The organism is Thalassotalea sp. G20_0 (assembly GCF_017744175.1).
Taxonomy (GTDB): Bacteria; Pseudomonadota; Gammaproteobacteria; order Pseudomonadales; family Endozoicomonadaceae; genus Endozoicomonas.
This window is the reverse complement of sequence record NZ_JAGHQV010000008.1, coordinates 156,298-183,093: the sequence shown is the minus strand read 5'-3', so window position 1 is coordinate 183,093 and position 26,796 is coordinate 156,298. Positions and strand designations below refer to the sequence as shown.

The following is a 26,796-nucleotide window of genomic DNA, read 5'->3' as shown; positions in this document are numbered from 1 at the left end:
AATCTTCTGAAGCTGGATACATCAGTAAAGGCAGGTATCAAGAACAAGCGACACAAATGTGGTTGGGATGAACATTATATGATGAATGTTCTTGGATTGATCAATATGTGATCATGTTTTTGCCGTGCCTCTGAGACTGTTGCGGCTGTAGGGCTTAGTGATTCATCGGGAATTGCTGGCATTTTACAGGATTAAGATAAGTCCAAAGATTAAGTGCTAATTAACGGATAGCATTTTGGAGTCACTGTTGTTTGTGCCAGATTTTATGCCGGATGCATCAGCACAAGCAGTGATTTGATAAAATCCTTCTTTTTGATTTCATAATCGCTCACATACTGATTGGTTGACAACCAGTTGTTAATTCTGTGCTCGAAATCACCACGGCAAACATGGCCAGCCAATTTTGTTTGAAGATGTGCCGTAAGCGTATGCAGGCGTTGTCGTTGTTCTTGGAGATATTCCGGCAGACAGTCAGGTTTTCCGGGTTTGCCTTCAGAGTGCAGATCAATAAACTGCCCGGCTTTATTCAGGGTAAGCAGTGAGCGAATAAGCAAGCCATAAATACGCTCCTCAATATTTTGGGGGTCGTTAAAAAGAATGGTTCGAGGCAGGTCAAATACTGCCCCTCTTTGTAGTTGCCTGGTCAGCGGGTCCAGGTTTTCAGCGAGGTATTCCAGCGTATCGTTCAGTAACTTTGTTTCATCAGCAAACGACAAACACAGTACCGGCCTCGCAACACCGGGAACGTGGACGGCCAATGGTGCTGTATTGTCATGGGTTAATCGGGCGTCAACACTGACCTGAAGCCCCATGGCTTTCATACACAGATCCGCGTCCCTGAGATGAATATTGTAGGTTTTTGGTAGTTTAATCTCCGGACATCCCGGGAGTTGCCAGATGGTGATGCTTTTGGGAATTCCTGAGTCTGTGGTGTTCAGTGCCTCTAGCTTTGCAAAGAGTATTCTGGCTGGCTCCTCTGTTGAGCAGATAATGTCAATATCATTAAATAATGAGCAGTGGTCCTGTAAAAAACGCGCATAAGAACCGGTAATCAGAATGGGGGTATTGCTATAAGAAACATTGATTTCCTGGATAATCTCCAGTGTTTTCAGTGTTAGCGCATTTAACCGCAGAACCGGATTTTCCGGGAAATCCAGTCTGCCAGTTGTTGACCATTGCTTCACAGTTTGCGCCCCGTTGGTGGTAATGCCCTGAGTGGCGAATGTATGGCCTGTTTCACCCCGGTATTTCGTTGTTCGGCCGACGTTCTCTATATTGGGAATCAGGTCGGGGAGGTTATCTCTGTGCCGATGTCTGGTGTTATTTACACAATGGGCTTCGTAGCTGTGTTGTTCAAACCAGAAGCCTAGATCATGGTGCAGTTTGCTTCCTTCCGGAAAACTCTGAAGACAGCCAAGTACCTGGTCCTTGTGGACTTTCAGTCCATCAATAGACTGCCTCGTGATATAGCAGTGTGCCAGGAAGAAGAAATGTACGCGTGAATTCTGAAATGAGTTCCTCAGTTTTTTGATGGATTGCAACACTTGTTCTGCTGACACTTCCTGATGATCGATAGTCAATTCATTCTGCATAGCCATGAATTTCAAGATACATTGCAGCCGATGTTGCTCATCTTTGAGCGATACGTTGTTTAATAGTTGCCAGGCTGTTTGAATGATATCCTGAGCTTCGCAGGTTTCATCATATTCCTGAGATTGATTCAGCCTTTGAATCAGATACATCGCCTGTCGTGAAGAATGATCGCCAGGTACTTCATTAAACGTTTCTAACACTTTCTGGTTATCCAGATAGTTGCCATTCAACTCTCTGGCATGCAATGCCAGTAGAGAATAAAAAATAGCTCTTTCGAGCAACCAGCCACCGCGTTCATAATCTTTAACCACTGCTTCCGGTGTGACCTGCTGGCCATTCAATAGCAGCCCCTTCAGGCAACATTCTTCTTTGAAGCGTGCGATCTCAAGTGTCGCTTTGGCCGTCTGAAAATTCTTATACACCTCATCCGGGGTAACCAGCTGGCCATTCAGTACCAGTTTCCTCAGGCAGCATTCCTGCTTAAAGCGCGCTATTCCCAGCCTGCCTTCTGAACTATTCGGGAACGCTTTAACCACCGCATCCGCTGTCACCTGCTGGCCATTCAGTACCAGTCTCCTCAGGCAGCATTCCTGCATAAAGCGCGCTATTCCGAGCCTGCCTTCTGTCGTATCCGGGAAAGCCTTAACCACTGCATCCGGTGTCGCCTTCTGGCCATTTAACGCCAGGCCTCTCAGGCAACATTCTTCCTGAAAGCGCGCTATTCCAAGTTTGCCTTCCGGACTATCCGGGAAATCCTTAACCACCAAATCCGGTCTGACCTGCTGGCCATTCACCAGCAGCCCTCTCAGGCAACATTGTACCATGAAGAGTGCTCTGCCCAATTTGCCTTCGAGACTGTCCGGGAAAACCGTGATCACCGCATCCGGTGCAACTTGCTGGCCGTTTAATTCCAGGCCCTTCAGGCAGCATTCCGCTTTGAAACGGGCGAGTTCCAGAGTTGCACCGGATGTCTGATAATCCTTAACCACCTCATCCGTTGTTATCTGCTGGCCGTTCAATAACAGGCCCCTCAGGCAACATTCCGCTTTGAAACGGGACTGCTCCAGTGTGGCTCCGGCTTTCTGAAAATCCTCAATCACCGCCTCCGGTGTGACCTTCTGGCCATTCAACGCCAGGCCTCTCAGGCAACATTCTTCCTTAAAGCGTGCCAGCGACAATGTTGCATTGGCTACCTGACAATCCTTAACTACTGTATCCGGTGAGATCTGCTGGCCACTCAACGGCAAGCCCTTAAGGCAACAATTCGCTTTGAAGCGTGCCAGCTCCAGGTAGGCTCCGGCTGACTGATATTCCCTGACCACCGTAGCTGGTGTGACCCGCTGGCCATTGAGTGGCAGCCCTCTGATGCAGCATTGTTCAATAAAGCGCCCCAGCTCAAGTGTTGCTTTGTTGGCCTGATAACCCTTAACTACCATATCCGGTGTGACCTGTCGGCCATTCAATAGCCGACCCATCAGGCAGCATTGTTCCTTAAACCGGGCTACCCCCAACTTGCCCTCCGGACTATCCGGGAAATGCTCAACCACAGCGTCCGTTGTGACCAGCTGGTCATTCAACAGCAATCCCCTGAGGCAACATTCTGCCTTAAAGCGCGCCAGCTCCAGTGTTGCCCTGACTGCCTTAAAACCATTAATCACCGCATCTGGTGAGACCTGTCGTCCATTTAACAGCAGGCCCTTCAGGCAACATTCCGCTTTGAAGCGAACTATCGCTATTTTGCACTTTTTGTCACCATCTGGTTTCCGGTTGAATTCCTGAATGACCTGGTCCGGGGACACTTTTCTATTGCCGTGTAGAATGTTCTGTAAGCAGAGCTTTTGCAGGAAGAAGCCACCTCTGAGAGACGTTTTATCATTTCTATAGGTGCCAAGCACCGCGGCCGAGGAGATTTGACGTCCCTTTAATGGGTTTTTATTCCAAAAGGCGTCCTCAACACTTTTGCCGACATCCTGGGTGGGGGCTCTACCTCTATAAGACGGATGGTTTGAGACTCTTTTACCGTTAAATGTACTTCTTGAGCGATCAGGAATCCCCCTTGAACCAGCTGCTTGGGCAACACGGCCAGCAGGCTTTGGGCGGGAGTAGGTTGATGCGGTTGCTTTCAGAATAAAACCCTGTCTGGACAGTTGATGTTGAGAAGGTGAATTCGGTACAAATATTCCTTCAGTCAGTCGAATTAACAGTGGCAAGAGGCAGCACTGATGATAATTCTGCTCTTTTTGCATTAGCTGCCAACTCTCCTTTCTCCCTGGCCAATTTTTCGCTAAAGCCTTTTCTTATGGCAGATTTATAGGCGTTTGATCTGGCGTTTCTGATGGCTCTGTAAGCCTTGGCTTTATCGGATAAGTTGTACTTGGCTTTGTTCGCCAGGCCTTTATCGGATGAAGCGTATCTGGCTTTGGACGCCTTGCCTTTTTCGGATCTGAAGTATCTGGCTCTGCTCGCCTTGCCTTTTTCGGATGCGACGTATTTGGCTTGGTTTTTGGCTTTGTTCGTCTTGCGTTTTTCAGAAGCACTTGCCACCTCAGGCGCAGGTGGCTGAGGGTCACCAGAACAGGAAGATTCAGTGACTGTAAATCCAGAAGTTACGGTATGCCCCGGCTGTTGTGTATTTTTATTCAATGGGCCAACTACAGCAACCAGAAGGGTTGATGGCAGAGAAAAATGAGTTGATGCATTTTCAGCAAATGGTAAATGAGAAATTGAAAAGTCATTCAGTGATCGTGGAGAAGGTGGCTCCTGATTTGTGACTTCCTGATTGAAATATTCGTCAAGGGGAGAATCATGTATGTCTACAGAATAACCAGCCATGCATGGCGATGAGCTAAAAGTGTCGTTTAGTGTTAAAAAATTATCTGGAAAACCCTGTAAATTGGCATAAAAAAGATCAGGATCAAGGTTCAGTTTGAATGTGTCCATTAGAATTATTGAACTGTTGAATTACAGCCAAAGACTACTGATTCTTATAAAAGTTCCCCATTTCAGCATTGGTCGCTGATTCGATGAAAAATCGATGCGGCTGGTGTAAAAAAACATGCCTTGAAATGCCCTGTTTGCCCTCTCCAAAGCAGCCAATAACACTATGACATTGACGACCTCGGATAACTGATGTGCTGTAAAGTTCCATTCTGTACCTGAAATTCCTTAGGTGTACGCTACGACTACTCACTGCTGTCGGGGTCATGGAGGCATGAATTATTTCAAGATAAGGTAATCACTGATGAGTTTTCTGACGAGAGTCTGTATGATAGGGACCGTTAAAAGTGATATTAGTTTTTTTATGAAAAGATTTGATGTTCCGAGCGTAGTCTCTCTGCATATCCTTCATAAACAAAAATAAAACTTCTAGCTAAACGGCTTTGCCAGCAAAGTCACCCTATAGTATTTGAATATCAGGATATGAGTATGTCTACCTCTACAGGAACCGTTAAGTGGTTTAATGACGAGAAAGGTTTTGGTTTTATCAGCCAGGAAAACGGTGGACCTGACGTGTTTGCCCACTTCCGTCAGATTGCTACCGAAGGCTTTAAAACCCTGACTGAAGGTCAGCGCGTTGAGTTTCGTGTTACTCAGGGCCAGAAAGGTCTGCAGGCTGAAGATATCCGTCCTCTGTAAAACTCAGTTTTCATTTGGGCGACCCATAAAAAAGGCAGTGCTTTACAGTACTGCCTTTTTTATTGCCTGCCACAAAGGAGGCGGGAAGAGCCGATTATGCCCCTTGTGATTCACGTACTTGCTCAACATTCGCCTGGCATCGCCCAAAATTTCCTATTCTTCAGTACCCTTCTTATGATTGGTACGGTTTGTTGATAAATTACACTTTTATGGCGGGGCTGAATCCGTCATTATAGTGCTCCCGCTGGCTCAGGCTGGTTTGGTGTTGGTTTTCAAGGGCGTCTCAGGAGAGTGGTGGCACTGCTTATTATTTCCCCGGGATGCCGAGTGTTATTTGGGCAAGGCAGTCGATGACAGCAGAAGACAGTAATATTTCTGACCAGGGTATCCAGAAACAGGAACAGCAGTTGGCCTCTGAACAGGATGTTTCCGGTTCCCCTATGAATCAAGCACTTCCGGAAGAGGCCAGGAAAATTCTTGATAGGCTGCATAACCGGCCTGAAAGTGACGTTATGAACTCTGAGGCGCTGCGTCTGGTTCGAGTTATCTGGCCCGGTGCCTTCAATGTTTCGGATCCAAGGCCCCTTAAGATTGGTATTCACAAAGAGATGGCAGAGGCAAACCTGCTGCCTGCACATATTATTCCGGTTGCATTGCGGTTTTTTACGTCCATGGAACGCTACCTTGAGAAGATTAAGCCCGGTGCTACCCGGATTAACCTTCAGGGGCAGGCGGCAGGCCGGGTGAAACTTCGTGAAGCAGTGGATGCAGAAATCAAGCTGTATACCCAGAGCAGTGATTTTGTCATGACACGGGATCGGGTCATTATTAAGAAGATTCGTTTATTGTCCGTGAATAAACAGACTTGAACGGATGCCAGTAAGTCGGTCTGATTGTTTTTTGATCAATCTGTCCGAACGGCCTGAATTGAAAGGCGTTTGTGAACTATCCCGAATGTTGTCACAAGTTTATCCACAAAAGCTGTGGATAAACTATGTGAGCCTGTCAGCGGGTAATAATCATCAGATAGCGCAGTTGCTCCCGGTGAAGCATCCAGCGAATAAACCAGACTTGCAATCGCAGCCTGATCCACATCTTCGAACGTGTGAACGCTGAAAGGCTCTGGTAGTGTTGACCAAACCAGAAACAGAAACCGGAAAGGACATCATCGGTAATATCCAGAATCTCAACCTGATCAAACCCATGCTGGTGAAGCAGGTTTTCGTAGGTCTCTTTGACTGGCATATCTTCAACCAGGAGTCCTGATATACGACCAAGCTTGTTTACCAGGCGTTGCTCCCGACGGTCCTGAAATGGCCGGGACAGCACCATATCGGTAAACGCCAGAGTGCCTCCCGGCCTTAGCGCTTTCCTGGCATGACTGAAAAAATGAGAGCGGGACTCCAGATGGTAAACGCAGTCCAGGCCGATTAACTTGTCGCAGCTATTTTCTGGCCGTTCTGCCAGCGACTTGTCACCCCCCCGCACCAGTTTAAGCGTACTGAAATGTCCGCAATGCTCCAGTGCCCGAACCATCTGTTGCTCATCACTGGCGATTGCCGTCAGGTGCTGAACCTGGTAATAATCCAGCCAGACCAGCAACTGATCATGGCTGGTGAAAGCGACATCAAGGACTTTATCCTGACTGGAAAGACAGGCTTTGTCGGCCAGTAACCCCGCCATTTCCGAGCAGGCCTGCCGGTATTGTGACGTGTCTCTCCAGTAACCCAGCAAGCGCCAGCCGGAGGAGGGCTGTACCGGGTTATTCAACAGCCACTGATCAACCTTCAACTCGCGCTCGCGGCTTGACGATGGCCACCAGATACGTATCAACAGTGCCAGACCCTGAGCCATCAGGCCTGACATAAACAACCATGTCAGGAGCACTCCGAGAAGAAATGAAAGAATTGGCATAAGCTGACTTTTAGTTTTATCCATGCTTTTTAATTGAGTACGGATAATAGAGAGATCATTGTGCTTTTGCCAGAGTTGTGCTTTTGCCAGCGTTGCCGTTTTTCCAGAAACCCAGGCTGTTTTTTGGGTATTAGATTTAAGCAATCTATCCGGTTGCCGTGATGAATGGGTATTCGGTGACAAACTTTATGATTCTGAAAACATCGGGTTTCCAGACAAAATCTGAAAACCCGGGGGTGTTACAAAACAGTTATCGTATTAAATTCAAACCTGCGTAATCTTAATCAGCAGTGCACTTTCCGGCTGCATCACCGGCATCATCAGACCAACCTGTTCAAGCAGGGCAGCGCTCATAATGGCAGGCTCGGTCATCCAGGGCGGACACTGTTTCATGTAAATATCGGAAGAGCTTTTTTCCAATACCTGAACCTTATAGTCTTTTTCCGGATTCAGGCCGGGAATTTGCAGAGTAGCTGACATGGCATACTCAGGCATATCCAGCTGGGCGAACATCACCACGGCTTCCTGTTTATCGGTGCTAACAACCCCCCAGCCCTGTGACGCTTTATGGGCGGTGTCGCAGCGGAAATGATCACCGGTATGCAACAGATGTCTTAAGGACTTGTGCAGGGCAATGTATTTGGCAAAGGAGCGCTTCTCTTCCTCTGAAGCACTGGCCGGGTCCAGCTCTACCCCCATATGACCAAACAGGGCGGTAATACCCCGGAAGTCATGGTTATGCTGTCGGCCTGTGGTGTGGCAAAGCGTTGCCCCGATATGGGCACCGGTAATTTCCAGCGGGAAGAAGTAGCTGGCACCCTTCTGAATGGTTTGTCTTTCCAGGGCATCATTACAGTCCGATGCCCAGAAACGATGGGTGCGCTTCAGTACTTCGAAGTCAACCCGGCCGCCGCCACCGGAGCAAGTTTCAATTTCCACCAGCGGGTGTCGTCTGCGAACTTCATCCACCAATCGGTAATAAGCCTGAATGTGGCCGTGGAAGGCAGCACGATTATGGTGTGTTGGTTGTACCAGTTCCCGGTTCATATCCCATTTGATGTAGCGGATATCATAGTCACTGAGCATGCTGTCGAGACGTTCCAGAACGTAGTCGAAGGCCTCCGGAATTTGCAGATTCAGTACGTACTGGTTACGGATGGTGACCTGATCGTACCCTTCAGTACAGAGCATCCATTGTGGATGAGCCCGATAGAGGTCGGAGTTCGGGCTGATCATCTCCGGTTCAAACCAGAGGCCAAACTCCATATTGTGCTCTTTCACACAATCGATAATGGGCTGCAGACCTTGAGGGTATTTTTGTTGGTCAAGGTACCAGTCCCCCAGTGCGGCTTTGTCATCATTACGGCCGCGGAACCAGCCGTCATCAATAATAAAACGCTCCACGCCGATTTCTGCCGCTGAGCGCACCATTTTCAGAATGTAGTCCGGGTTGTGGTCGAAGTAGATACCTTCCCAGGTATTCAGATGGACAGGACGAACTTTTTCCGGCTCGGGGAAGCGGATGATTTCAGTGCGAACGTGGCAGTGGAAATTCTGGCTGATGCCGTTCAGACCTTTGTTGCTGTAGGTGCTGTATAGGGTGGGTGTCGTATAGCTTGCACCGGGTGCCAGCTCGACTTCTCCCGGCATCAACAGTTCACCGGCCTGCAGGTAGCGGCGTCCATCACTCATCGCTTCGGCATGAAAGCGGTGGTTACCACTCCATCCCAGGTGAAAGCCATAGACTTTACCGGCGGTTTCGCAGAAGTTGGGCTGGCCAATCATCATGCCCGGGAAGTGCTCGTGAGAAGTTCTGCCCCGACGGTTTTCCAGGATAAAACCGCTGCGATCCAGCAGTTTGCGTTCAGTTTGAAACTCGTGGGTCCAGCGACCATGAAAGTACATGATTTCCCTGGCGTGGGTGGGCAGTAGCAGGGTATTGGACAGTTTATTCAGCTGGTAAGGTGTGTCCCCTTCATTGGTGAGTTCCAGCGATGTTTCCAGCACATGTGAGGCGGTATTCAGGCCCATGCGGATCACCAGTTTTAAGCCGGCACGGGTATCCCTGCTGGAAAACAACACCTGATTATTAATCAGTGTCGTCTCTTCCAGGGTGAATTCCGGTGACCAGCTGTCACCCTGACGGCTGCCTTCAAGACCTGGCGACGTGAACAGTCCCCGGGCGTGTTCCGGGCAGAGAGAGACCAGGGTGTCGGTATCAATTCGGGCCTGGGGTACCGGGTGGTGGTTAGCGGTAAAGAAACCTTCCAGATCAATGCCATCGGGCAGGCGCTTGCCCCAGTAAAGCATCACCGGAAGGGATGTGCCTGCCTTGATCACCAGGCTGGTGGTGTCTGTGAAAAGGTGAATTAATGGTTTGCTCATCACTTTGTACTCTTGAAAAAGTGCTCTTGAGAATGTGCTCGTAAGAAATGGTTCTGACTATTCAACAAAAATACCCCCACATAAGGGGGGCAAAAAACAGGTTATTTGTTAACTATCGGTCTTCAGACAATAGCAGCTACAGCACTTTCATCCTTGCTAAAGCGGGCATCCAGACGATACGTCTTTTTGTAGATAATGGCGCTCAGGGCAATCAGTACTGCGGGAATCAGGATCATCAGCACTTTCAGTCCGACAATGGTTTCCGGTGTCTGAACAACGTTGGGCACATAGCCGATAAACGTCAGACCAAAACCGATCAGGAAACCTGCCATGGCACCGGCACATTTCACCAGCATGGTTTGCACTGAAAAGATAATGCTCTCACTGCGCAAGCCGGTTTTGGCTTCGCCGTAGTCCACCACATCAGCCAGCATAACCGTAGAGAGACCATTGAACAGACCGTTGCCAAATTTCAGGGCCGCACCGGCCAGACCCACCAGAATGGCACTTTCCGGGGCAATCACGCTGGAAAAGTAGAGTACGGAGCTGCACAGAATCGGAAAGCCGCAGGCCAGGGGCCACATCAAACGACGATTGACTACTTTAGCAATCCAGGGGAACAGGAAGATGCCTGAGAATTCGGCCACCCCGGCCACCAGTGAGAACATTGGGAACAGTTCCGGTTTACCAATGGCGTAGGTGAAGTAATAGATGGCAAAGCCACCCACTAACTGAATGGCAATATTAAAGGACAGTACAAAGCCGATCAGTGACTTCAGCTGATCATTATCACCAATGATCTTTTTGACATCGGCAATATTGAATTTCTCACCGGACACTTTTTGATCCACGACTTTTTCCTTGACCTGGAAAAAGGTGATCAGCGCACTGGCGATAAATGAAATAACAATGGCGATGCTCAGGTAGAAAAAGCCCTGACCTTTATTCTCGCCACCAAATACACCAACCACATAAAGACCATAGGTTCCCATGACCGTCCAGGCGATGCTGGCAAAAATACGTGGCCAGACCACCAGGTGCTCACGCTCTTCCCGTTTGCTGGAAAGCGACGGAATCATCGACCAGTAAGGAATATCCATAATGGTGTAGGTGACTCCCCAGAGGATGTAGGTTACCGCTGCATAAAAATAAACAAAGGTGCCTTCAAATTGATGGGTGTTGAATACCATCAATAACACCACCGAGTTAATCAGCGTACCGATGAGAATCCATGGACGGAATTTACCGAACCGGGAGCGGGTATTATCAACGATCATGCCCATCAAAGGATCAGTAAATGCATCAATAAAACGGGCAACGAAGAACAGGGAACCGACGAAGGCGGCAGAAAGGCCTACGACATCGGTGTAATAGAACATTAAAAAGATATAGATAATAGAACAGGCAAAATCTTTTCCCAGGGCACCCAGGCCATAAGATGCTTTGGTTTTCAGCGTTATATGCTGACTATCTGCATGAGCATTCATTGTCATTTTCGCCAATTGAGAATTGCATCTGAATTAACCCTCCATTTAATGAAGAGTTAACCTCCCCTGTTTAGAAACAGCAATAAAATGTAGTGAATCCCGGCAGCCGGTTAATTCTGAACCGTTAACCGTCTCAGGGTATTTCAAAGCTTGCTGGTAATAACCCTGTATCACTGTGGATTCAGGGTTATGAATGTGTGATCACGACAGTTCGAACGACCACTGGTACATCGGTTGAGTCAACAGGTATTCAGGCCGAACGCTCGGCGTCCAGGAATCATCGCCACCGATACCCATGTGGAAGCCATCCAGATAGACAAAAATGCCTTCTTCTTCCTGAAGCTCGTGGGTATGCGTTGCCCTGGTCAATTGTGCCTGACCGTATGGGCTGACACTGAAATGGAACTGTCCTGTTACCCGGATATCGTCCAGCATAAGCGCCTGGGTATCGCACCGAAGACCATTGTCGCTTGGGAAAATGTAAGGCGTGTGCATGGCCTTGAGGGACTGTTCCCAGTGTCCGATATCTGCGCTTAACTTACGGTCCGGATAATTTTCGTGGGGCCCACGGCCAAACCAGTTCACCTGTGCCGGTTGTTCCTTCAGTCTCAGGCAGGCACCGATGCGGGGCATAGGCGGCATATCACCATCAACAGTGACCTCAATATCGATACGGGCACTGCCGCTGGCGGCAAACTGGTAGGTCCATACGCTGCGCAGAATCTCTTTTTCCGGTTGTTCCGGGTGGAAATAGCCATGGTGAGACAGAACCAGCCCTTTCTCAGCATCACATTCAACCAGCAGGCAGCGGTGTTGCAGGTTGTTTAATCCGGCTCGCTCCCAGCGTGGCATCCAGGCATTAGGGTCCGGACGGTCAACTTCACTGACACCAATATCGTTATCCAACGGTGCGCGGTAGAAATTGTCTGCCAACGGGGTAAGCAGTTGTTCTTTGCCGTCTTTTACCCAGCTCACCAGCTGGCCATTGTTACGATCAATGGTCCAGGTGTTTCCTGCCGCATTGACGGTAAAGTTGCATTCGGCTTCATTGATGACCGCAGATGTCGGCAAGCGAGGAGTAACCGCTTGATTGGCCAGCGATCCCGTCAACATAAACTGTTGGCGTGCGACTTCGTGGCCGACTTCGGACCAGTCGGTTGCCTCAGGCTGGATAATAGAGAGATCCAGTCGTGGCAGTTTGCCGCTGATGGTCAGTGACTGCTCAGACAGTACCAGCAGTTCTGAGGAGCGGGGCGCAATATTCAGCGTGACTTCACCAGCAACCAGGGCCTCTTCGCCCGCCATCAGCTGCCACACCAGTTGATGGTTGTCGGTGGCGCAGAAGCAGGCTTCGCTGGTGACTTTCACGGTGAGTGGTTGGGTTGCCACTAATTCGAAAGTAAACGGCTGCTGTGCTCTTTTGGCTTCAAACAGTGCCGGGTGCGGTGTTTTATCCGGGAATACCAGCCCATTGATGCAAAACTGGCGATCGTTGATCTGGTCACCAAAATCACCGCCGTATGCCCAGAAGTGCTGGCCATTGTCGTCGAACTTGTCCAGTCCCTGATCCACCCAGTCCCAGATGAAACCGCCTTGCAGGCGGGGGTGCTTTCTGAACGCATCCCAATACTCGGCAAAACCGCCCAGACTATTGCCCATGGCATGGGCATATTCACACAGAATGATTGGTCGGGTTTCGTTGGGCATGCCGATCCATTTGGTCAGCGCCCATTTGTTTTTGCCCAGGAACTGCTGTGGCTGATCCTGATCAGTACGGCCATACATTGGGCAGATGATGTCTGTTGCGGGGGTATCGGAACAACCACCTTCATACTGTATCGGGCGAGACGGGTCGGTGCGTTTGGTCCATTGGTACATGGCATCATGGGCTGCACCGTAGCCTGATTCATTACCCAGTGACCAGATGATGATGGATGGGTGGTTAAAGTCCCGCGCCACCATGCGCATCATCCGCTCCAGGAACGCATTGGCCCACATCGGGTCGTCGGCCAGTTTGCGCATGGGAGTCATGCCGTGGGTTTCAATATTGGCTTCGTCAACCACATAGAGACCAAGGCGGTCACACAGTTGATAGAATGCCGGTTGGTGCGGGTAGTGAGAACAGCGAACAGCATTGAAATTATGCTGCTTCATCAGTATCAGGTGTTCACGAACATCGTCTACGGTTTCAAAATGACCGGTCGCCGGGTTGTGCTCGTGCTTGTTCACACCACGAATCATTAATGGCTGACCGTTTAATTGCAGCAGGCCGTCTTTGATTTCTACCTTACGGAATCCAACGTCGTAGGCTTCGCTTTCAATATCGCTGTTTGACTGCGGATCCGTCAGCGTGACCACAACGCGATAAAGGTTGGGTGCCTCTGCGCTCCACTTTTGCGGATTGTTGATATCCAGCTGCAGGCATGTGCGATCGTTATAACCCCCCTTTTCATCCATCGGTGCGGTACCAATGGCGGATGTGGTGGTGGCAATGGCGTCTTTATCCAAATACAACGTTGCCCGAATGGCCAGATCATCGGCATTCCTGGTGTCGGCAACAATGGTGAGTTTGCCGTGTTCGTAGCGGTCATCGAGATCAGGTGTGACGCGAATATCCACCAGACGCTGGTGTGGCTTATTGAGCAAGCGGACTGAACGATAAATGCCGCTTAGCCACCACATATCCTGATCTTCCAGGTAGCTGCCATCGGACCAGCGGATAACCATTGCGCATAACCGGTTCTCTCCGGCCCGAAGGTATGGGGTCAGGTCAAACTCGGCGGCCAGTCGGCTGTCCTGTGAATAGCCCACGGACTTGCCGTTGCACCAGAGATAGAAGGCACTGTTTACGCCATCAAAGATCACCCGGGTCTGGCTATCTTCCTGCCACTGCGCAGGCAGGGTGAACGTGGTGGAGTAGCAGCCAGTCGGGTTTGCCACAGGCACCCGGGGTGGGTTGCAGGGGAACGGGTACTTGACGTTGGTATAGATGGGCTTATCAAAGCCCTGTAGCTGCCAGTTACCGGGAACGGTAATGGTCTGTGTCGGGTCAGCACCCTCCCTTGAAAATGTTTCAGGCACCTGTTCCGGAGAGTCATACAGTGCAAAAGCCCACTGGCCATCCAGACTTAATACCGAATCACTCCCAGTGTCTGTCAGAGCTTGTGGCTCACTGCGCCAGCTGCTCATAGGGGTATGGCTTGCCAGTCGGCTGCGTGCGGTGATTTGTGGGCTTTCCCAGTCGCGCTGCATGAATTTACTCATAGGTTGGCTAAATCATTTTCCTGTCTCTGGAGTCACAGATCATTTCACCTGGTAGTGACATTTTTGACGACAGTTATCCAGAATTTTCATACTTCAACATGATGTATCTTATCTGTGAAGGCGGGAAAAAGTGTTGATCCAGCTCAAACTTATGTAACTGTTACATTTTCTGGTGTCAGCCTGTTTGTTGACACTGGTTTAGTGCTTGCACACTGTTGCGTTCAACAAAAGCCGGCATCATTATCTGGCCTGTTACCTTCCCCCTGTTCTTATCGCTCAGGCTGATAGCCAGTCGTGCCGCCTGTTCAGCCATAACGGCAATGGGGTAACGGACAGTGGACAGTTTCGGGTGCAGATAACGGGCAATGACCAGATCATCATAGCCAACGACAGAGATATCCTGCGGACAGTTCAGGCCGTTTTCCTGCAGGCCAAACAGCGCGCCAGCGGCCATGATATCGTTGTAGGTGATGATGGCTGTCAGTGGTAAGCCTTTTGCCAGTAAGTCATAAACCCCCAGTCGTCCGCCATCTTCGGTAGGTGGGCAGGCGGCAATATAACGTTCATCAACAGGAATGCCCGCTTCGGCCATGGCTTTGTGGTGACCTTTAAGGCGATCTTGCGCGTCATCGATAAATTGGTCTGAACATAAATAGCCAATCTGTTGATGACCTTTATTCAGCAGATGTCGGGTAGCAATGTAGCCTCCCTGAACATTGTCCAGGGCGATGCAGCGCTCAGCAATGGGTTCAAGGTAACGATTAATCAGCACTAAACCGGGGATTTGGCTGGCAAAGTCTATCAGTGTTTCATCGGACAACCATTTGCTGTGCACAATGGCCGACTCGCAGTGACCGATCAGTCGCTCAATGGCCTGATGCTCGGTTGGTTCGCTGTAGTGGCCATTGTGGATCAACAACTGTTTGTTATGGTTTCTGGCAACCTGATCAATGCCTTTCAACATCTGCCCAAAGAAGGGTTCTGAAACATCAGACACCACTGCGCCAATAGTAGTTGCCGATTGTCGGCCAATCACCGGGCGATAACCCAGCTTCCGAATGGTTTGCCAGACCCGTTGCACCACTTCATCACTGGTGTTTGGCGAGCGATTGACTACCCGTGAAACGGTTGCCGTAGAAACATTAGCTTCCCTGGCGACATCTTTTATTGAAACCATAAATAATTCATGTGTTTATGACCTTGGCTGGCGATATCGTAGCGGCAGAGGCCGGGGGGTGGGAAGTGGAAATTAAGGTCATGTATATCCGGATTCGGTTATGAGAGGGACAAGCTCAGTTTCCGGGAGTTATTGCCAGGCAGATCGAGTGTGTCTCGTTCCATGCGTAGGATAATTACCGTTTTATGCAGTCGGGTACTTATTGCCAGCATCGTATATCCGCCTGATAATCCACGCCGCTTATGGTGATCAAAGCCATACTGCCATATCAGAGACTGACGATGAGTGTGTAATGGTTGGTTTGCATCGCTCAGGTCTCTGCGTTATTGACGTTCAGTTTTTTGACAATGAGTGGGCAACTGGAATGAGCCAAGCTGGCGAATATATCGATTCCTATTATCAGGTCACCGGGCATTCACTGGAACTTCAGCCGGTGCTGAGTGGAGATATCACTGCGGATGTGTGCATCATCGGTGGTGGCATGACCGGATTTAATGCGGCCATTGAACTGCGCAAGCGTGGCTTTGATGTGGTGCTGCTGGAATCTGGCCGTATTTCCTGGGCCGCTTCCGGGCGCAATGGCGGGCAGTGTCTGGCGGGCTACTGTCTGGGGCTGCGTGAGGTGGATGAAACCTTTGGTCCGCAGTGGGGAAAGCAGCTGTGGGATCTTTCCTGTGAGTCGCTGGATATCGTTCGTGATCGTATCCGTGAGTTCAACATCGACTGTGATTTCCAGCAGAACTATATCGAATTGGCCATCAAGCCAAGTCAGGTAAAAGAGCTGAAGTCCTGGCTGGAGCTGAAGCAGACCCGTTATGATTACCCCAGTGTGACCTGGTGGGATCAGGACAAAATCCGGGAAGTGACCTCAACCGAGAAGTATCTGGGTGGACTGTTCGATACCAACAGTGGCCATATGCACCCCCTCAACTACACCCTGGGCCTGGCCCGCGCAGCGATTGAGCTGGGCACTCGCGTATTTGAGCAGAGCAAGGCGATCAAACTGGTGAAAGGCAGTCCAAACCGGATACTGACGGAGCAGGGCAGTGTGAAGGCGAAGCAGGTTCTGCTGGCCTGTAACGCTTACATCGACGGTCTTAACCGGAAAGCGGAAAGCAAAGTATTACCGGTGGCCTCGTATATTGCCGTTACCGAACCGTTGGGTAAACGACAGCCTATTAGCAACAAAATGGCCATGTCTGACTTAAACAACAGTCTTGACTATTTCCGTCCTACTGCCGATGGCCGAATTCTGTTTGGCGGTGTTAATCACCCGTTCAATGGCGAATACAGTGACTCCAAAGAGCGTCTGCGTCAGCGGATGCTGAAGGTCTTTCCACAGCTTGATGATGTGAAAATGGAGTACCACTGGGGTGGTTTGTTTGCGGTTACCCGGGAATATATGCCGCATATTGAGCATCTGGGAAATGATATTTACACGGCACATGGCTATACGGGGCATGGTGTCGCCCTGACCAATATTGCCGGGCGTGTGGTTGCGGAAGCAATGGCGGGGATGTCAGGGCGATTTGATGTGTTTTCCCGTATTCGCCACAAGTGGATACCAACGCCAAAAGTCCTTCGTGTACCGGCATTGGCCATGGCCATCTGGAAAGCAGAGCTTGAAGATTCCCTGAGTGCCTGATGGATTTTACGTCAGTCAGCGTTTTTTTGTTGGCTGATGTGAAATAATTCTTATGATGAAGTGAACAAAATGGATGTTTCTTTGTCTATTTGCGGGCGACACCATGTTTTCATGTTTTTGTTTTCATAAACAGGAGGTCTTCCGTGACTGCAATTATTAACTGGGGCTTTGGCTTCTTTCTAACGGACTATGCAGGCATCTCAGGATCGGTGTTCCGGTCCATCATGTCGATGCTCTGATATTTCAGGGGCAAGGAAGAGTACACCCTTTCTTGCCCTTGCAGCTTTTATTGACCGGATGTCAGTTTGGTAAACAGGCGGTTAACCAGACGGTTAATTCTGGGAGGCAGAACCTTAAAGACAAATAACCGTTTTTTTGCCTCAACGGTTGGATAGATGCCAGGGTTCTCACGAATGTCGTCGTCCACTAATGCTGTGGCGGATTTATTCGGGTTGGCATAAGCCACATAGTCAGTGATGTTGGCGATCACATCCGGACGCAGCAGGTAGTTCAGAAAGATATGGGCCTCTTCAGGGTTTCTGGCATCCTTGGGAATGGCTACGGTATCAAACCACAGGCCAGCACCTTCATCAGGGATCATATACTTTACAGTTACGCCATTGTCTGCTTCGGCAGCACGGTCTGCTGCCTGCAGAATATCCCCGGACCAGCCCATGGCGACACAGATATCACCATTGGCCAGGTCAGAAATGGAGCGGGAAGAGTGAAAGTAAGTGACGTAGGGACGAACTTTCATCAGCAGTGCTTCGGCTTTGGCGTAATCCGCTCTGTTGGTCGAGTTCGGGTCAAGACCCAGATAACTCAGGGCCGCTGGAATCACATCGGTTGGTGCATTCAGGAACGCTACACCACACTGACTGAGCTTGCTGATATGCTTTTCATCAAAGATCAGGCTCCAGCTGTTGACAGGGGCATCTTTCCCCAACTGCGCTTTCACCCGCTCCGGGTTATAGCCGATGCCCGTGGTGCCCCACAGATAGGGAAACGAGTACCGGTTATCCGGGTCGTAGGTTTCCATCAAGGCCATCAACTCAGCGTCCAGGTGCTTCCAGTTGGGAAGCTTCTCTTTATCCAGTGGCTGGTATACCCCGGCTTTGATCTGGTGAAGCAGAAAGTCTGCTGTTGGTGCGACAATGTCATAGCCTGTTTTTCCTGAAAGCAATTTGGCTTCCAGAACTTCATTGCTGTCAAAGACATCATAATGAACCTTAATGCCAGTCTCTTTCTCAAAGTTGGCTATGGTGTCTTCGGCGATATAATCCGACCAGTTATAGATATTAAGCGTTCTCTGCCCTTCATCGGCCGTTGTGGCAAATGCAGGCGCTATGGTGAGAGAAGCAGCGATTACAAGAGTGGATACAGATTTCCCCAGATGTCTGATCATGGTGAATCCTTACAGCAAGCCATGGGTGAGCAGCCTGGTACTCCGGTCAGTTGGAGCCAGTTACTCTTCGATGGCATTTTTTCAATAGTCAGTAGTGACTCAACGGAGTCGCTACACCCCCAGTCATCAGGTTGATGAAAATGAAGCTGCGGAAGATAGCAACAAGGTTATGGGAAATCCATCGTTGCTTTATGAAATAGCGGTAAAAACCTATGACTGAGTGAACCTGAACAGGCTCCCGGAACATATCGCTGATGTGCATAGATTGCAACGGCTGCTCTGGAGGTGTTAGATTCTGCCACCCCCATGGCTTATTTCTTTTGCACTGATGTCTACCCCGCTATTTCTTCTTGCTTCTGATCACCCTGCCATTCAGGCTTTGCTTGAAGGCCTTGCCGCACAACTGGATACCGGCTTTAGTCACAGTCTTCAATACGTTGATGAAGACGCTTTGGTGGCTTTTGACGCATCCGGAGAGCTGGCGGTTCAGCGTGCAGGATCGAAAGAGAAGCCGATTGTCGTTGATTTTGTCGGTGGCAAGGCCGGGCATCGACGCAAGTTTGGTGGTGGCAAAGGCCAGGATATCGCCAAGGCCGTGGGTCTGAATAAAGGCGTCAAACCATCGGTGCTCGATGCAACCGGTGGATTGGGTCGGGATGCGTTTGTGCTGGCCAGCCTGGGGTGCAATGTCACCCTGATTGAACGGTCACCGGTGGTGGCAGCCCTTCTGGCAGATGGTTTGCGCCGGGCACTTGAGGATAGTGATGTCGCACCCATTGCACAACAGATGTCCCTTTTGCCTGGTAATGCCATTGAGCTGATGGGGGCATCAGATAATCAATACGATGTTGTTTATCTGGATCCGATGTTTCCTCACCGGGAAAAGTCGGCTTTGGTCAAAAAAGAGATGCGGCTGTTTCAGGATCTGCTGGGGGATGATCCGGATGCGAATCAGTTGTTGCAACCGGCACTGAATCTTGCACGGTATCGGGTTGTTGTGAAAAGGCCAAGGTTGGCACCGGATCTTAATGGTCAGGCTCCCACCTACCGGCTGGAAGGGAAAGCCTGTCGCTATGATATTTATGCCCTGAAGGCATTTTCCGGGTAATCAGATCTAATGATCATCGTGGTCATGGTGTGACCACGATTATCGTGCGTTTTGCCCGCTATTCAGGGTGTGGATTTTTCTCCCGGACCGTTACTGACTCCGTATCGACTGGTCTGGTTAATACTGTGTCGTATTTCAGTGGTTAATAGGGTGTGCGCCTGATCAGCCACTTTCTGAATATCATCGCCAAACACCAGTTTATTGGTTTGCGTGATCTCCAATACACCGTGATAGCGCATCTGGGCAATAAAGCCACGGAACAGTGATTTATCAAAAAACTCCGGCGCATTAAGACCATGAATGATCGACAGGCGCTGTGCCAGCACCCCACTTTGATGTTCCAGGGCTTCTGCTTCAATATTGCCACTGCCATTGCGCAGGAGCAGGCTGATCACCATATAGAAACGTTCCAGTGTCTGGACAATGGAGCGTGAGAAAACATTCAACATGATGTATTCGGCGGTGGCAGGGTCCGGCTGGAAATAACACGCTTCGCCATCATCATCCTGGCCATGGGTAATCAGTCCTTCTGCAACCAGACAATCCAGCCATTTTTGCACCACGGCCAGCGCTTCGTGTTGCGTCCACTGCAGGAACAGCTCCGCCTGCAGGTAAGGGTAGAGAACCGCACTGATGCGCAGAATCTCTTTTCTGGTGATGCTGGCGCAGTTCACAAAGAAACAGCTGATCAGGGACGGGATGGCAAAAATATGCAGCACATTGTTGCGATAATAGGTCATGGCAATGGCTGTTTTCTCATCCATGCTGATGATATCGCCCAGCGCATCGGTCTTTCTCTGGATCAGCTGCAGGTTTTCCACATAGTGAATCATGCTGCGGGCATCCAGATCAGTCATTGCCGTCCGGTCACTGTAGGGAGCCATGGACAGTAGACGTGTATAGCCATCCAGCTGGCGAATCAGCTCCTCTTCACCCAGTGCATGCCTGGGTGAGGAGAGCAGGGCAATGGCGACCAGGTTAACCGGATTGATGACCGCTGCCGCATTGATTCTGCCAGCCAGCATATCGCCCAGATTCGACGTGGTTTTTTCCAGCCACGCTGGTTTGTCATTGGAACCTGAGCTTTCTTTCCAGTTGGGTGCCTGTGAATTCAGGAACGAGCCCAGGTCCAGTGGCTCACCAAACGTGATCCACGCCTTGCCAAACTCATTTCTCAGGGCCGCCAGTGTGCGGACTATATCCAGGGGGGACTCACTTTTCTTGGCTTCACCCCGGAGTTCGCCCAGATAGCTGGCCATTTCCAACAGCTTTTCATAACCGATATAGACCGGAACAAACGCCAGCGGTTTGCGATGATCACGAAGGAAACTGCGGACGGTGATGGAGAGCATGCCGGTTTTTGGTGTCAGCGTACGGCCGGTTCTTGAGCGGCCGCCTTCAATGAAATATTCGGTAGCAAAGCCTTTACTGGTCAGTGTGTACATGTATTCATGGAAGACCATGCTGTAAAGCGGGTTGCCACGGAACGTTCTGCGCATGAAGAAGGCACCGCCCTTGCGCAGAATGGTGCCAACCACCGGCATATTCAGGTTAATGCCCGCAGCAATATGGGGCGGCGGCAAACCTTCATAGTACAGAACGTACGACAGCAGCAGATAATCGATATGGCTTCGATGGCAGGGCACATAAACAATTGTATGGCTCTGTGCCAGCGCCTTCAGGGGCTCGATATGATTGACTTTTACGCCGCTGTAAAGCTTATTCCAGAACCAGGTCAGGATAATATCCAGGAAGCGGATAACGGGCATGGAGAAGTCAGAAGCGATTTCATTGGCATATTTTCTGGCTTTTGTCTCGGCTTCTACCAGGGTGATTTCCTGAGCCGCAGCTTCTGCCGCAATGGCTTTCTGAATCCCGGGCGTATGAATCAGGCTGTTGACCAGCATACGACGGTGGGAGAGATCCGGCCCCAGAACCGATGCTTTTTTCTGGCGGAAATGCACCCGGAGAATCCGGTTGACCTTGCGCACACTGCGGGCATGGTTGTTACTGTCACCCATGATTTCCTGCAGTGATAAGGCAGGGCTGAAAGACACCATGGTCTGTCGGCCGTGCAGCAGGGTTGCCAGAAACTTCCGGAAACGTCCGCCAAGGCTGAAGTTCCAGTCAAACAGCAGTTTAAAGGCGGACTGTTCCTTTTCCGGTGAGCGTCCCCAGATAATAGTAACGGGAACGAGCTGGACATCCTGATGCTTTGCTTCAACCTGCCTGACCAGCGCTTCCAGCAGTTCCGGTGGCTCTGGCCGTTCTCTCTGGAGAATCAGGCCTTCGTGCTGGCTAAGAAAAAAGTGCGCTTTGCTCTGTGGCTGGTCAGCGACAATGGGTTTGTAAGGGCGGGGCAGACCTGCTTTTATGCACTCACCTTCCAGCACCATCAGGTCCGTCAGGGAGCGCTGGTGCATAACATAGACCACCGGTTTTCCGGCCTGCAGGTGCAAAGCTTCAGGATTGTTGTTTTCAACCGTGGTACGCACCCACGTGGAGAGGAGTTTTCTCAGGCTATGAAAAACATAGCGATTCAGGGTAATGGGCTTCAGCATGGAACTGGCTCTTGGCCTGCATCCGTCAGTAAAGGAGATAATAAACGTCAGAAGACTGGTACCGATAAACCGGTACAGGCCTCATAGCTTGAGATTAAATGATAGCTCTCAAGTCGCTGATGAGTTAATCGGCCATTCTAGCCTGATTACGTGGTGTTGCGCAAAAGTTACGGAGCTTCAGCGTCAGGAAGAAACCACTCTCCGTTCGATAGTATGGCTCATTAGAAGGTTATCCTGTTTTCTCCCCTGAAAAGCAGCCAGGCTGCTTTTTGGTTATGAAGCGTTAGGCCACTTGATCAGCTTTTCCTGGCCGTGTTCATCCAGTTGCCACCATTCATCCATATCAGCTCCTTCCTGCCAGGGACCGGAGTTGCAGCGAACCCGGCATTGACCATAGGCCTGAAGGCTTCTTGCGCACTGGGTGTCATCCTGCCAGGGGGTGCCTTTGGTTTTAAACCAGATGCTGGCCCAGGCTTTGCCAACAGCGTTTTCAACAATCATCACAGGAATGGTGTTGCCCAGGCGGGTGACTTCCATGTCATGCACTACTTTGCCGCTGTTCACTGTCACAACGGTATCAAAGGTATCGTTCAGCCAGTCGGTAATAGCCTCCAGGGAGAGACCGCTGGCGTAAACTTCAATATCGTCGACTTCGGTTGCGTCAGCTTTTGATGGATCAAGACTGCTCATTGGAGAAACGTCACTTTTCAGCTAGCAAATGCTTAAGTATACCCGTATAGATTTCCTGCAGGGTATCAAGATCTTCCGCGTTAACGCACTCATTCACTTTATGGATGGTGGCATTAACCGGGCCAAGCTCTACCACCTGGGCACCAGTAGGCGCGATAAAACGACCATCGGAGGTGCCGCCGGAGGTTGATAACTCCACCTCCATGCCGGTAACGTCCCGTATGGCTTGCTGAGCGGCATTGACCAGGGCCCCGGGGCGGGTTAAAAACGGCTGACCGCTCAGATGCCAGTCAATATCGTACTCCAGCTGATGATGGTCCAGAATCGCGGTGACTCTTTCCTGAAGCTGCTCAGCCGTCAGTTCTGAAGAAAACCGGAAGTTGAAATTCACCTGGCACTCTCCGGGGATGACATTGCTGGCACCGGTGCCGGCATGGATCTGCCAGATCTGGAAGCTGGTGGGGGGAAAGAATTCATTGCCTTCATCCCAGACTTCTCCGGTCAGATCGGCAATGGCCAGGGCTACTTCATGTACCGGGTTTCTGGCCAGGTGAGGGTAGGCTACATGCCCTTGAATACCTTTGATCGTAAGGTGGCCATGGAGTGAGCCACGGCGGCCATTTTTCACCACATCACCCACCCGGTTGCTGCTGGATGGCTCGCCAATCAGGCACCAGTCAATTTTCTCGTTTCGGGCTTCAAGGTACTCAATCACTTTTACAGTGCCGTTTTTGGCGGGGCCTTCTTCATCGCTGGTAATCAGAAAGGCAATGGACCCTTTATGGTCAGCGTGTTCTGCCAGAAAGTCTTCGCAGGCGGTGACCATGGCTGCAAGGCTGCCTTTCATATCGGCGGCTCCACGGCCGTGCAGCATGCCGTCGATGATTGCCGGCTGAAACGGTGGGTTGTCCCACATCCCTTCCGGGCCGGTGGGCACTACATCGGTATGTCCGGCAAAGGCGAGCACCGGGCTCTGGTCGCCTCTGCGCAGCCAGATATTATCGACCTCACCGAAGCGGAGTCGCTCAACCTTGAAGCCCAATGGCTCAAGTCGGCTGATCATCAGTTCCTGACAGCCCGCATCTTCAGGAGTGACGGAAGTGCGGCTGATCAGGTCCATGGCCAGTTGCAGGGTTTTGGAGGTCATAGTCAGGGAATCGGTCATTTATTGTTCTGGAAAGAAATGGATAGTTGGCAGTAATTGCAGTGCAGTCTAGCATTTTTCACCGGACTGCAACCATTTGAGAATTTCCTGGACGTAAGGCTGCACTGTGTCGGACTGAAACGCCGAAAAGGTGTTTTCCAGGCGTTTGCGGGTGAAACCGGAAAAGTTCAACGTGCCTTCTTCGGTAAAATAGAGCAGGTTGTCTTCGATGGCCGATGCCAGCGATTGACCGCAAAGATCAACCACTGCCTTCCTGAAGCTGGCATGGCCATCAAACCGGTCTTGTTGCTGGTAAAGGTCTGCCAGAGTGGCCAGCGGTATCATGGATAGCCAGGGCTGGATCATCGGGTTGACGGCATGACCACGGCACCAGTCACTGATTTGCCACGGGCGGCCGGTGAAGGTATAGAGTCTGAGCCGGTGTTTCAGCCATTCGGTATCATTGACCGGGTAGTTGTCCCAAAGAAAGGGTTTGCGTTGGAAGTGGTCAGTCATTTCCTGTAAGCCTGACTGATCATAGCCAAGGGAAATAACGTGGTCGCCTGTCCAGAAAATATCAAGCTGTGGGTCCAGGTATTGCCCCAGGTCAGACCAGTAGCCTTCGGGCATTGTGCCGTAGACTCTCTGCAATAACGGGTCTTTTGAGTAGTAGGTGCCTGCGACAATAAATTGGGCCGCGGTGCTTGCTGCGGCAATAAATTCGGCAATGTCAGCCTGGGTTTTTGCCAGGTCATCAATGTCGTTACTGAAATCATCAAAGAGAATGCAGAGAATCTGTGGATTCAGTTGATTGATGCTGGCGATTTTCTGTTTCAGCTGTTGGCGACTTTTCTGGTTCAGTTCCCGTACATTAAACGGCGTGAGTCCGATACCAAAACGCACATTGTTTTGTTTAAGCGACAAACCCAGTGTGTTCAGGTGGTTGAAATCCTGTTCTGGCCAGGGCTGATCCCATTGTTCGCGTAGATAAGGATCATTCTTTGGTGCGTAGATATAGAAATTGAAACCTTTCTTTGCACAGAAGCTGGCATAGGCATTCCTGGACTCCCAGGACCACTGGTTTTCCTGATCATACAGCCCTTCTATTACGCCATAGTGGAATGCCATGAGCGGATATTTCCCTGTTTAAAGTGAGTCAGACTAAGACGTTTTCTGCTTGAACTCACAAAGGTCTTCAATAATGCAGCTACCACATTGTGGCTTTCTTGCTTTACACACATAACGGCCATGGAGGATCAGCCAGTGGTGGGCATCCATCAGAAACTCTTTGGGAACCAGCCTGACCAGCCGTTTTTCCACTTCCAGCACATCCTTGCCGGGAGCAATGCCTGTTCGGTTGGATACCCGGAAAATATGGGTGTCCACGGCCATGGCGGGCTGATGAAAGGCGGTATTTAAAACGACGTTAGCCGTTTTTCGTCCAACGCCGGGAAGTGCTTCAAGATCTTTCCGGTTATCGGGTACCACGCTATTGTGCTTATCAATCAGCATCTGACAGGTTTTGATAACGTTGTCTGCCTTGGCATTAAATAACCCGATGGTTTTGATGTACTCCTTCAGGCCATCCACTCCCAGGGCAAGCATTGCCTCAGGGGTATTGGCAACAGGATAAAGCTTATCGGTGGCTTTGTTGACCCCTACATCGGTGGCCTGGGCAGACAGTATCACCGCGACAAGCAGCTCAAAAGGTGTACTGTAGTTTAGCTCGGTCGTTGGGTTGGGGTTAGCGTCCCGAAGCCGGGTAAAAATCTGTGTGCGCTTTTCCTTGTTCATCCTTTGACCAGTAAAAAGTATAAAAATCAGTTTGTGCTTATTTTACTGCAAAACAGGGCTGGAGTGCCCTGTTTATGAAAGGAAATAGCAGGTATTTGAGCGGGTTACATCCGGAATGTCATGACCAGGCCGAAATAGTTCCGGTCTTCATCCTGATTCTCTACCTGATAAAAGGTTGGAGCAAATGCCAGACGGATATCAAAGTCTTCCACAACGGGCTGTTCACGGTCACCATTGATCCACTGGTCAATACTGTCGACCGGATCCAGGAAAAACAACGCCGTGGAGCCCAGACCGGCAGAGCCCCATACCAGGCCATCATTGTCGACAATCGAGCGCTTCTGCTGGTAAGCCCACTCACCGTATAGCCAGCCACCAATGGGCGTTACGATAATATCCTGAATGGAAGGCACTTCAGCGATGGCTTCGATACCGTACTCCCAGTAGAAGGTGGACATCAGGAAGGAGTAGACAAAGGAGTTCCACTGGTTGTAACCAGACTCTCGTGCAACGATGTAGTACACACCACCGAAGTAAGGGTGTGCTACGTAGTTCAGGAAAAAGTCATCTTCATCCATAACCGGGCCTGAACTGACATTATCCCACCATTTTTTGTGGAACTGTTTCAAGTCAGACTTATCCCAGTTGGTAAAGGACTCAGGCATAACGGCCAGGGCACCAATCACACCAACGCCCAGACCGAACATGAGTTTTGTCTGGGACCAGAGGCGTGCCTGATTCTCCTGAGGATTGTCATCGAACAGGGTTATCGCCCATGGGGAGCGCTCTTCCTGAAGAGGGAGGGTGAACTCAGCGTCTGGCTCCGCCACTGATGGGGCAGCAGGAGCTGTGGCGTTGGCCTGGACAAAGCCGGAAAGCATGATCAGGCCAGATAAAAAAACTGGCAATATCTGGTTAAGCATCGTCTTTTATTCATGAGATGGCTGGGGGGAGGCGCAGACACCACCCAAAAACGGGTTATCCATTCAGGTC

Annotated in this window: 19 protein-coding genes; 5 read left to right on the top strand and 14 right to left on the bottom strand. The window is 50.3% G+C overall.

Annotation, left to right across the window (positions count from 1 at the left end):
- Window positions 1-263: 263 nt before the first annotated feature.
- Together J7438_RS07370 and J7438_RS07365 are read right to left on the bottom strand one after the other, a co-directional pair.
- Complete coding sequence (locus J7438_RS07370) at window positions 264-3,839, bottom strand: nuclear transport factor 2-like family protein (RefSeq protein ID WP_209276045.1); 3,576 nt, start codon at window positions 3,837-3,839, stop codon at window positions 264-266.
- Window positions 3,778-4,425 carry a hypothetical protein gene (locus tag J7438_RS07365; protein ID WP_209276044.1) on the bottom strand — a complete coding sequence of 216 codons (648 nt, stop codon included), beginning with the start codon at window positions 4,423-4,425 and terminating at the stop codon, window positions 3,778-3,780. The genes J7438_RS07370 and J7438_RS07365 overlap by 62 nt, the downstream gene beginning before the upstream one ends.
- 594 nt (window positions 4,426-5,019) lie before the next feature.
- Between J7438_RS07365 and cspE the strand changes: the two genes are divergently transcribed.
- Both cspE and J7438_RS07355 read left to right on the top strand, forming a co-directional pair.
- Window positions 5,020-5,229 carry a transcription antiterminator/RNA stability regulator CspE gene (gene cspE / locus J7438_RS07360; protein ID WP_101748687.1) on the top strand — a complete coding sequence of 70 codons (210 nt, stop codon included), beginning with the start codon at window positions 5,020-5,022 and terminating at the stop codon, window positions 5,227-5,229.
- Between the two features lie 350 nt (window positions 5,230-5,579).
- Window positions 5,580-6,098 (top strand): ProQ/FINO family protein, encoded by a 519-nt coding sequence (locus tag J7438_RS07355; protein ID WP_209276043.1) that lies wholly within the window; start codon window positions 5,580-5,582, stop codon window positions 6,096-6,098.
- Between the two features lie 136 nt (window positions 6,099-6,234).
- Here J7438_RS07355 and J7438_RS07350 read toward each other — a convergent pair whose 3' ends face one another.
- The 5 genes from J7438_RS07350 to J7438_RS07330 form a co-directional block, all read right to left on the bottom strand.
- Window positions 6,235-7,287 carry a class I SAM-dependent methyltransferase gene (locus J7438_RS07350; RefSeq protein ID WP_209276042.1) on the bottom strand — a complete coding sequence of 351 codons (1,053 nt, stop codon included), beginning with the start codon at window positions 7,285-7,287 and terminating at the stop codon, window positions 6,235-6,237.
- A gap of 120 nt (window positions 7,288-7,407) precedes the next feature.
- Entirely contained in the window at window positions 7,408-9,528 is a 2,121-nt protein-coding gene (locus J7438_RS07345; RefSeq protein WP_209276041.1) for an alpha-galactosidase, read from the bottom strand.
- Between the two features lie 122 nt (window positions 9,529-9,650).
- Window positions 9,651-11,021 (bottom strand): melibiose:sodium transporter MelB, encoded by a 1,371-nt coding sequence (gene melB, locus J7438_RS07340; protein WP_286196454.1) that lies wholly within the window; start codon window positions 11,019-11,021, stop codon window positions 9,651-9,653.
- Between the two features lie 195 nt (window positions 11,022-11,216).
- A complete protein-coding gene (locus J7438_RS07335) occupies window positions 11,217-14,279 on the bottom strand; it encodes a beta-galactosidase (RefSeq protein ID WP_209276040.1) in 3,063 nt (1,020 codons plus the stop codon).
- Between the two features lie 175 nt (window positions 14,280-14,454).
- A complete protein-coding gene (locus J7438_RS07330) occupies window positions 14,455-15,456 on the bottom strand; it encodes a substrate-binding domain-containing protein (RefSeq protein ID WP_209276039.1) in 1,002 nt (333 codons plus the stop codon).
- A gap of 202 nt (window positions 15,457-15,658) precedes the next feature.
- Between J7438_RS07330 and J7438_RS07325 the strand changes: the two genes are divergently transcribed.
- The gene (locus J7438_RS07325; RefSeq protein WP_209276038.1) at window positions 15,659-17,101 is read left to right on the top strand and encodes an NAD(P)/FAD-dependent oxidoreductase; all 1,443 of its coding nucleotides are present in this window, start codon (window positions 15,659-15,661) and stop codon (window positions 17,099-17,101) included.
- Window positions 17,102-17,387: 286 nt separating this feature from the next.
- On the opposite strand, the gene J7438_RS07320 is transcribed toward J7438_RS07325, so the two are convergent.
- Window positions 17,388-18,506 carry a polyamine ABC transporter substrate-binding protein gene (locus tag J7438_RS07320; RefSeq protein WP_209276037.1) on the bottom strand — a complete coding sequence of 373 codons (1,119 nt, stop codon included), beginning with the start codon at window positions 18,504-18,506 and terminating at the stop codon, window positions 17,388-17,390.
- On the opposite strand from J7438_RS07320, the gene J7438_RS07315 reads away from it, so the two are divergent.
- Together J7438_RS07315 and J7438_RS07310 are read left to right on the top strand one after the other, a co-directional pair.
- Window positions 18,495-18,641: a hypothetical protein gene (locus J7438_RS07315; RefSeq protein ID WP_209201360.1), complete on the top strand. Its 147-nt coding sequence runs from the start codon at window positions 18,495-18,497 to the stop codon at window positions 18,639-18,641. The genes J7438_RS07320 and J7438_RS07315 overlap by 12 nt on opposite strands.
- Window positions 18,642-18,834: 193 nt before the next feature.
- Window positions 18,835-19,614: a class I SAM-dependent methyltransferase gene (locus J7438_RS07310; RefSeq protein ID WP_209276036.1), complete on the top strand. Its 780-nt coding sequence runs from the start codon at window positions 18,835-18,837 to the stop codon at window positions 19,612-19,614.
- A gap of 62 nt (window positions 19,615-19,676) precedes the next feature.
- On the opposite strand, the gene plsB is transcribed toward J7438_RS07310, so the two are convergent.
- The 6 genes from plsB to J7438_RS07280 form a co-directional block, all read right to left on the bottom strand.
- On the bottom strand, window positions 19,677-22,175 hold the full coding sequence (gene plsB, locus J7438_RS07305; protein ID WP_209276035.1) for a glycerol-3-phosphate 1-O-acyltransferase PlsB: 2,499 nt from the start codon (window positions 22,173-22,175) through the stop codon (window positions 19,677-19,679).
- A 273-nt stretch (window positions 22,176-22,448) separates the two neighbouring features.
- Window positions 22,449-22,865, bottom strand: a complete 417-nt coding sequence (locus J7438_RS07300) for a hypothetical protein (RefSeq protein ID WP_209276034.1) — start codon at window positions 22,863-22,865, stop codon at window positions 22,449-22,451.
- Between the two features lie 10 nt (window positions 22,866-22,875).
- On the bottom strand, window positions 22,876-24,030 hold the full coding sequence (gene dapE / locus J7438_RS07295) for a succinyl-diaminopimelate desuccinylase (RefSeq protein ID WP_286196450.1): 1,155 nt from the start codon (window positions 24,028-24,030) through the stop codon (window positions 22,876-22,878).
- A gap of 48 nt (window positions 24,031-24,078) precedes the next feature.
- Window positions 24,079-25,137, bottom strand: a complete 1,059-nt coding sequence (locus J7438_RS07290) for a beta-N-acetylglucosaminidase domain-containing protein (RefSeq protein ID WP_209276033.1) — start codon at window positions 25,135-25,137, stop codon at window positions 24,079-24,081.
- A gap of 33 nt (window positions 25,138-25,170) precedes the next feature.
- Entirely contained in the window at window positions 25,171-25,803 is a 633-nt protein-coding gene (gene nth, locus J7438_RS07285) for an endonuclease III (protein WP_209276032.1), read from the bottom strand.
- 104 nt (window positions 25,804-25,907) lie between these two features.
- Window positions 25,908-26,726, bottom strand: coding sequence for a DUF3943 domain-containing protein (locus J7438_RS07280; RefSeq protein ID WP_209276031.1), 819 nt, complete (start codon window positions 26,724-26,726; stop codon window positions 25,908-25,910).
- Between the last annotated feature and the right edge of the window lie 70 nt (window positions 26,727-26,796).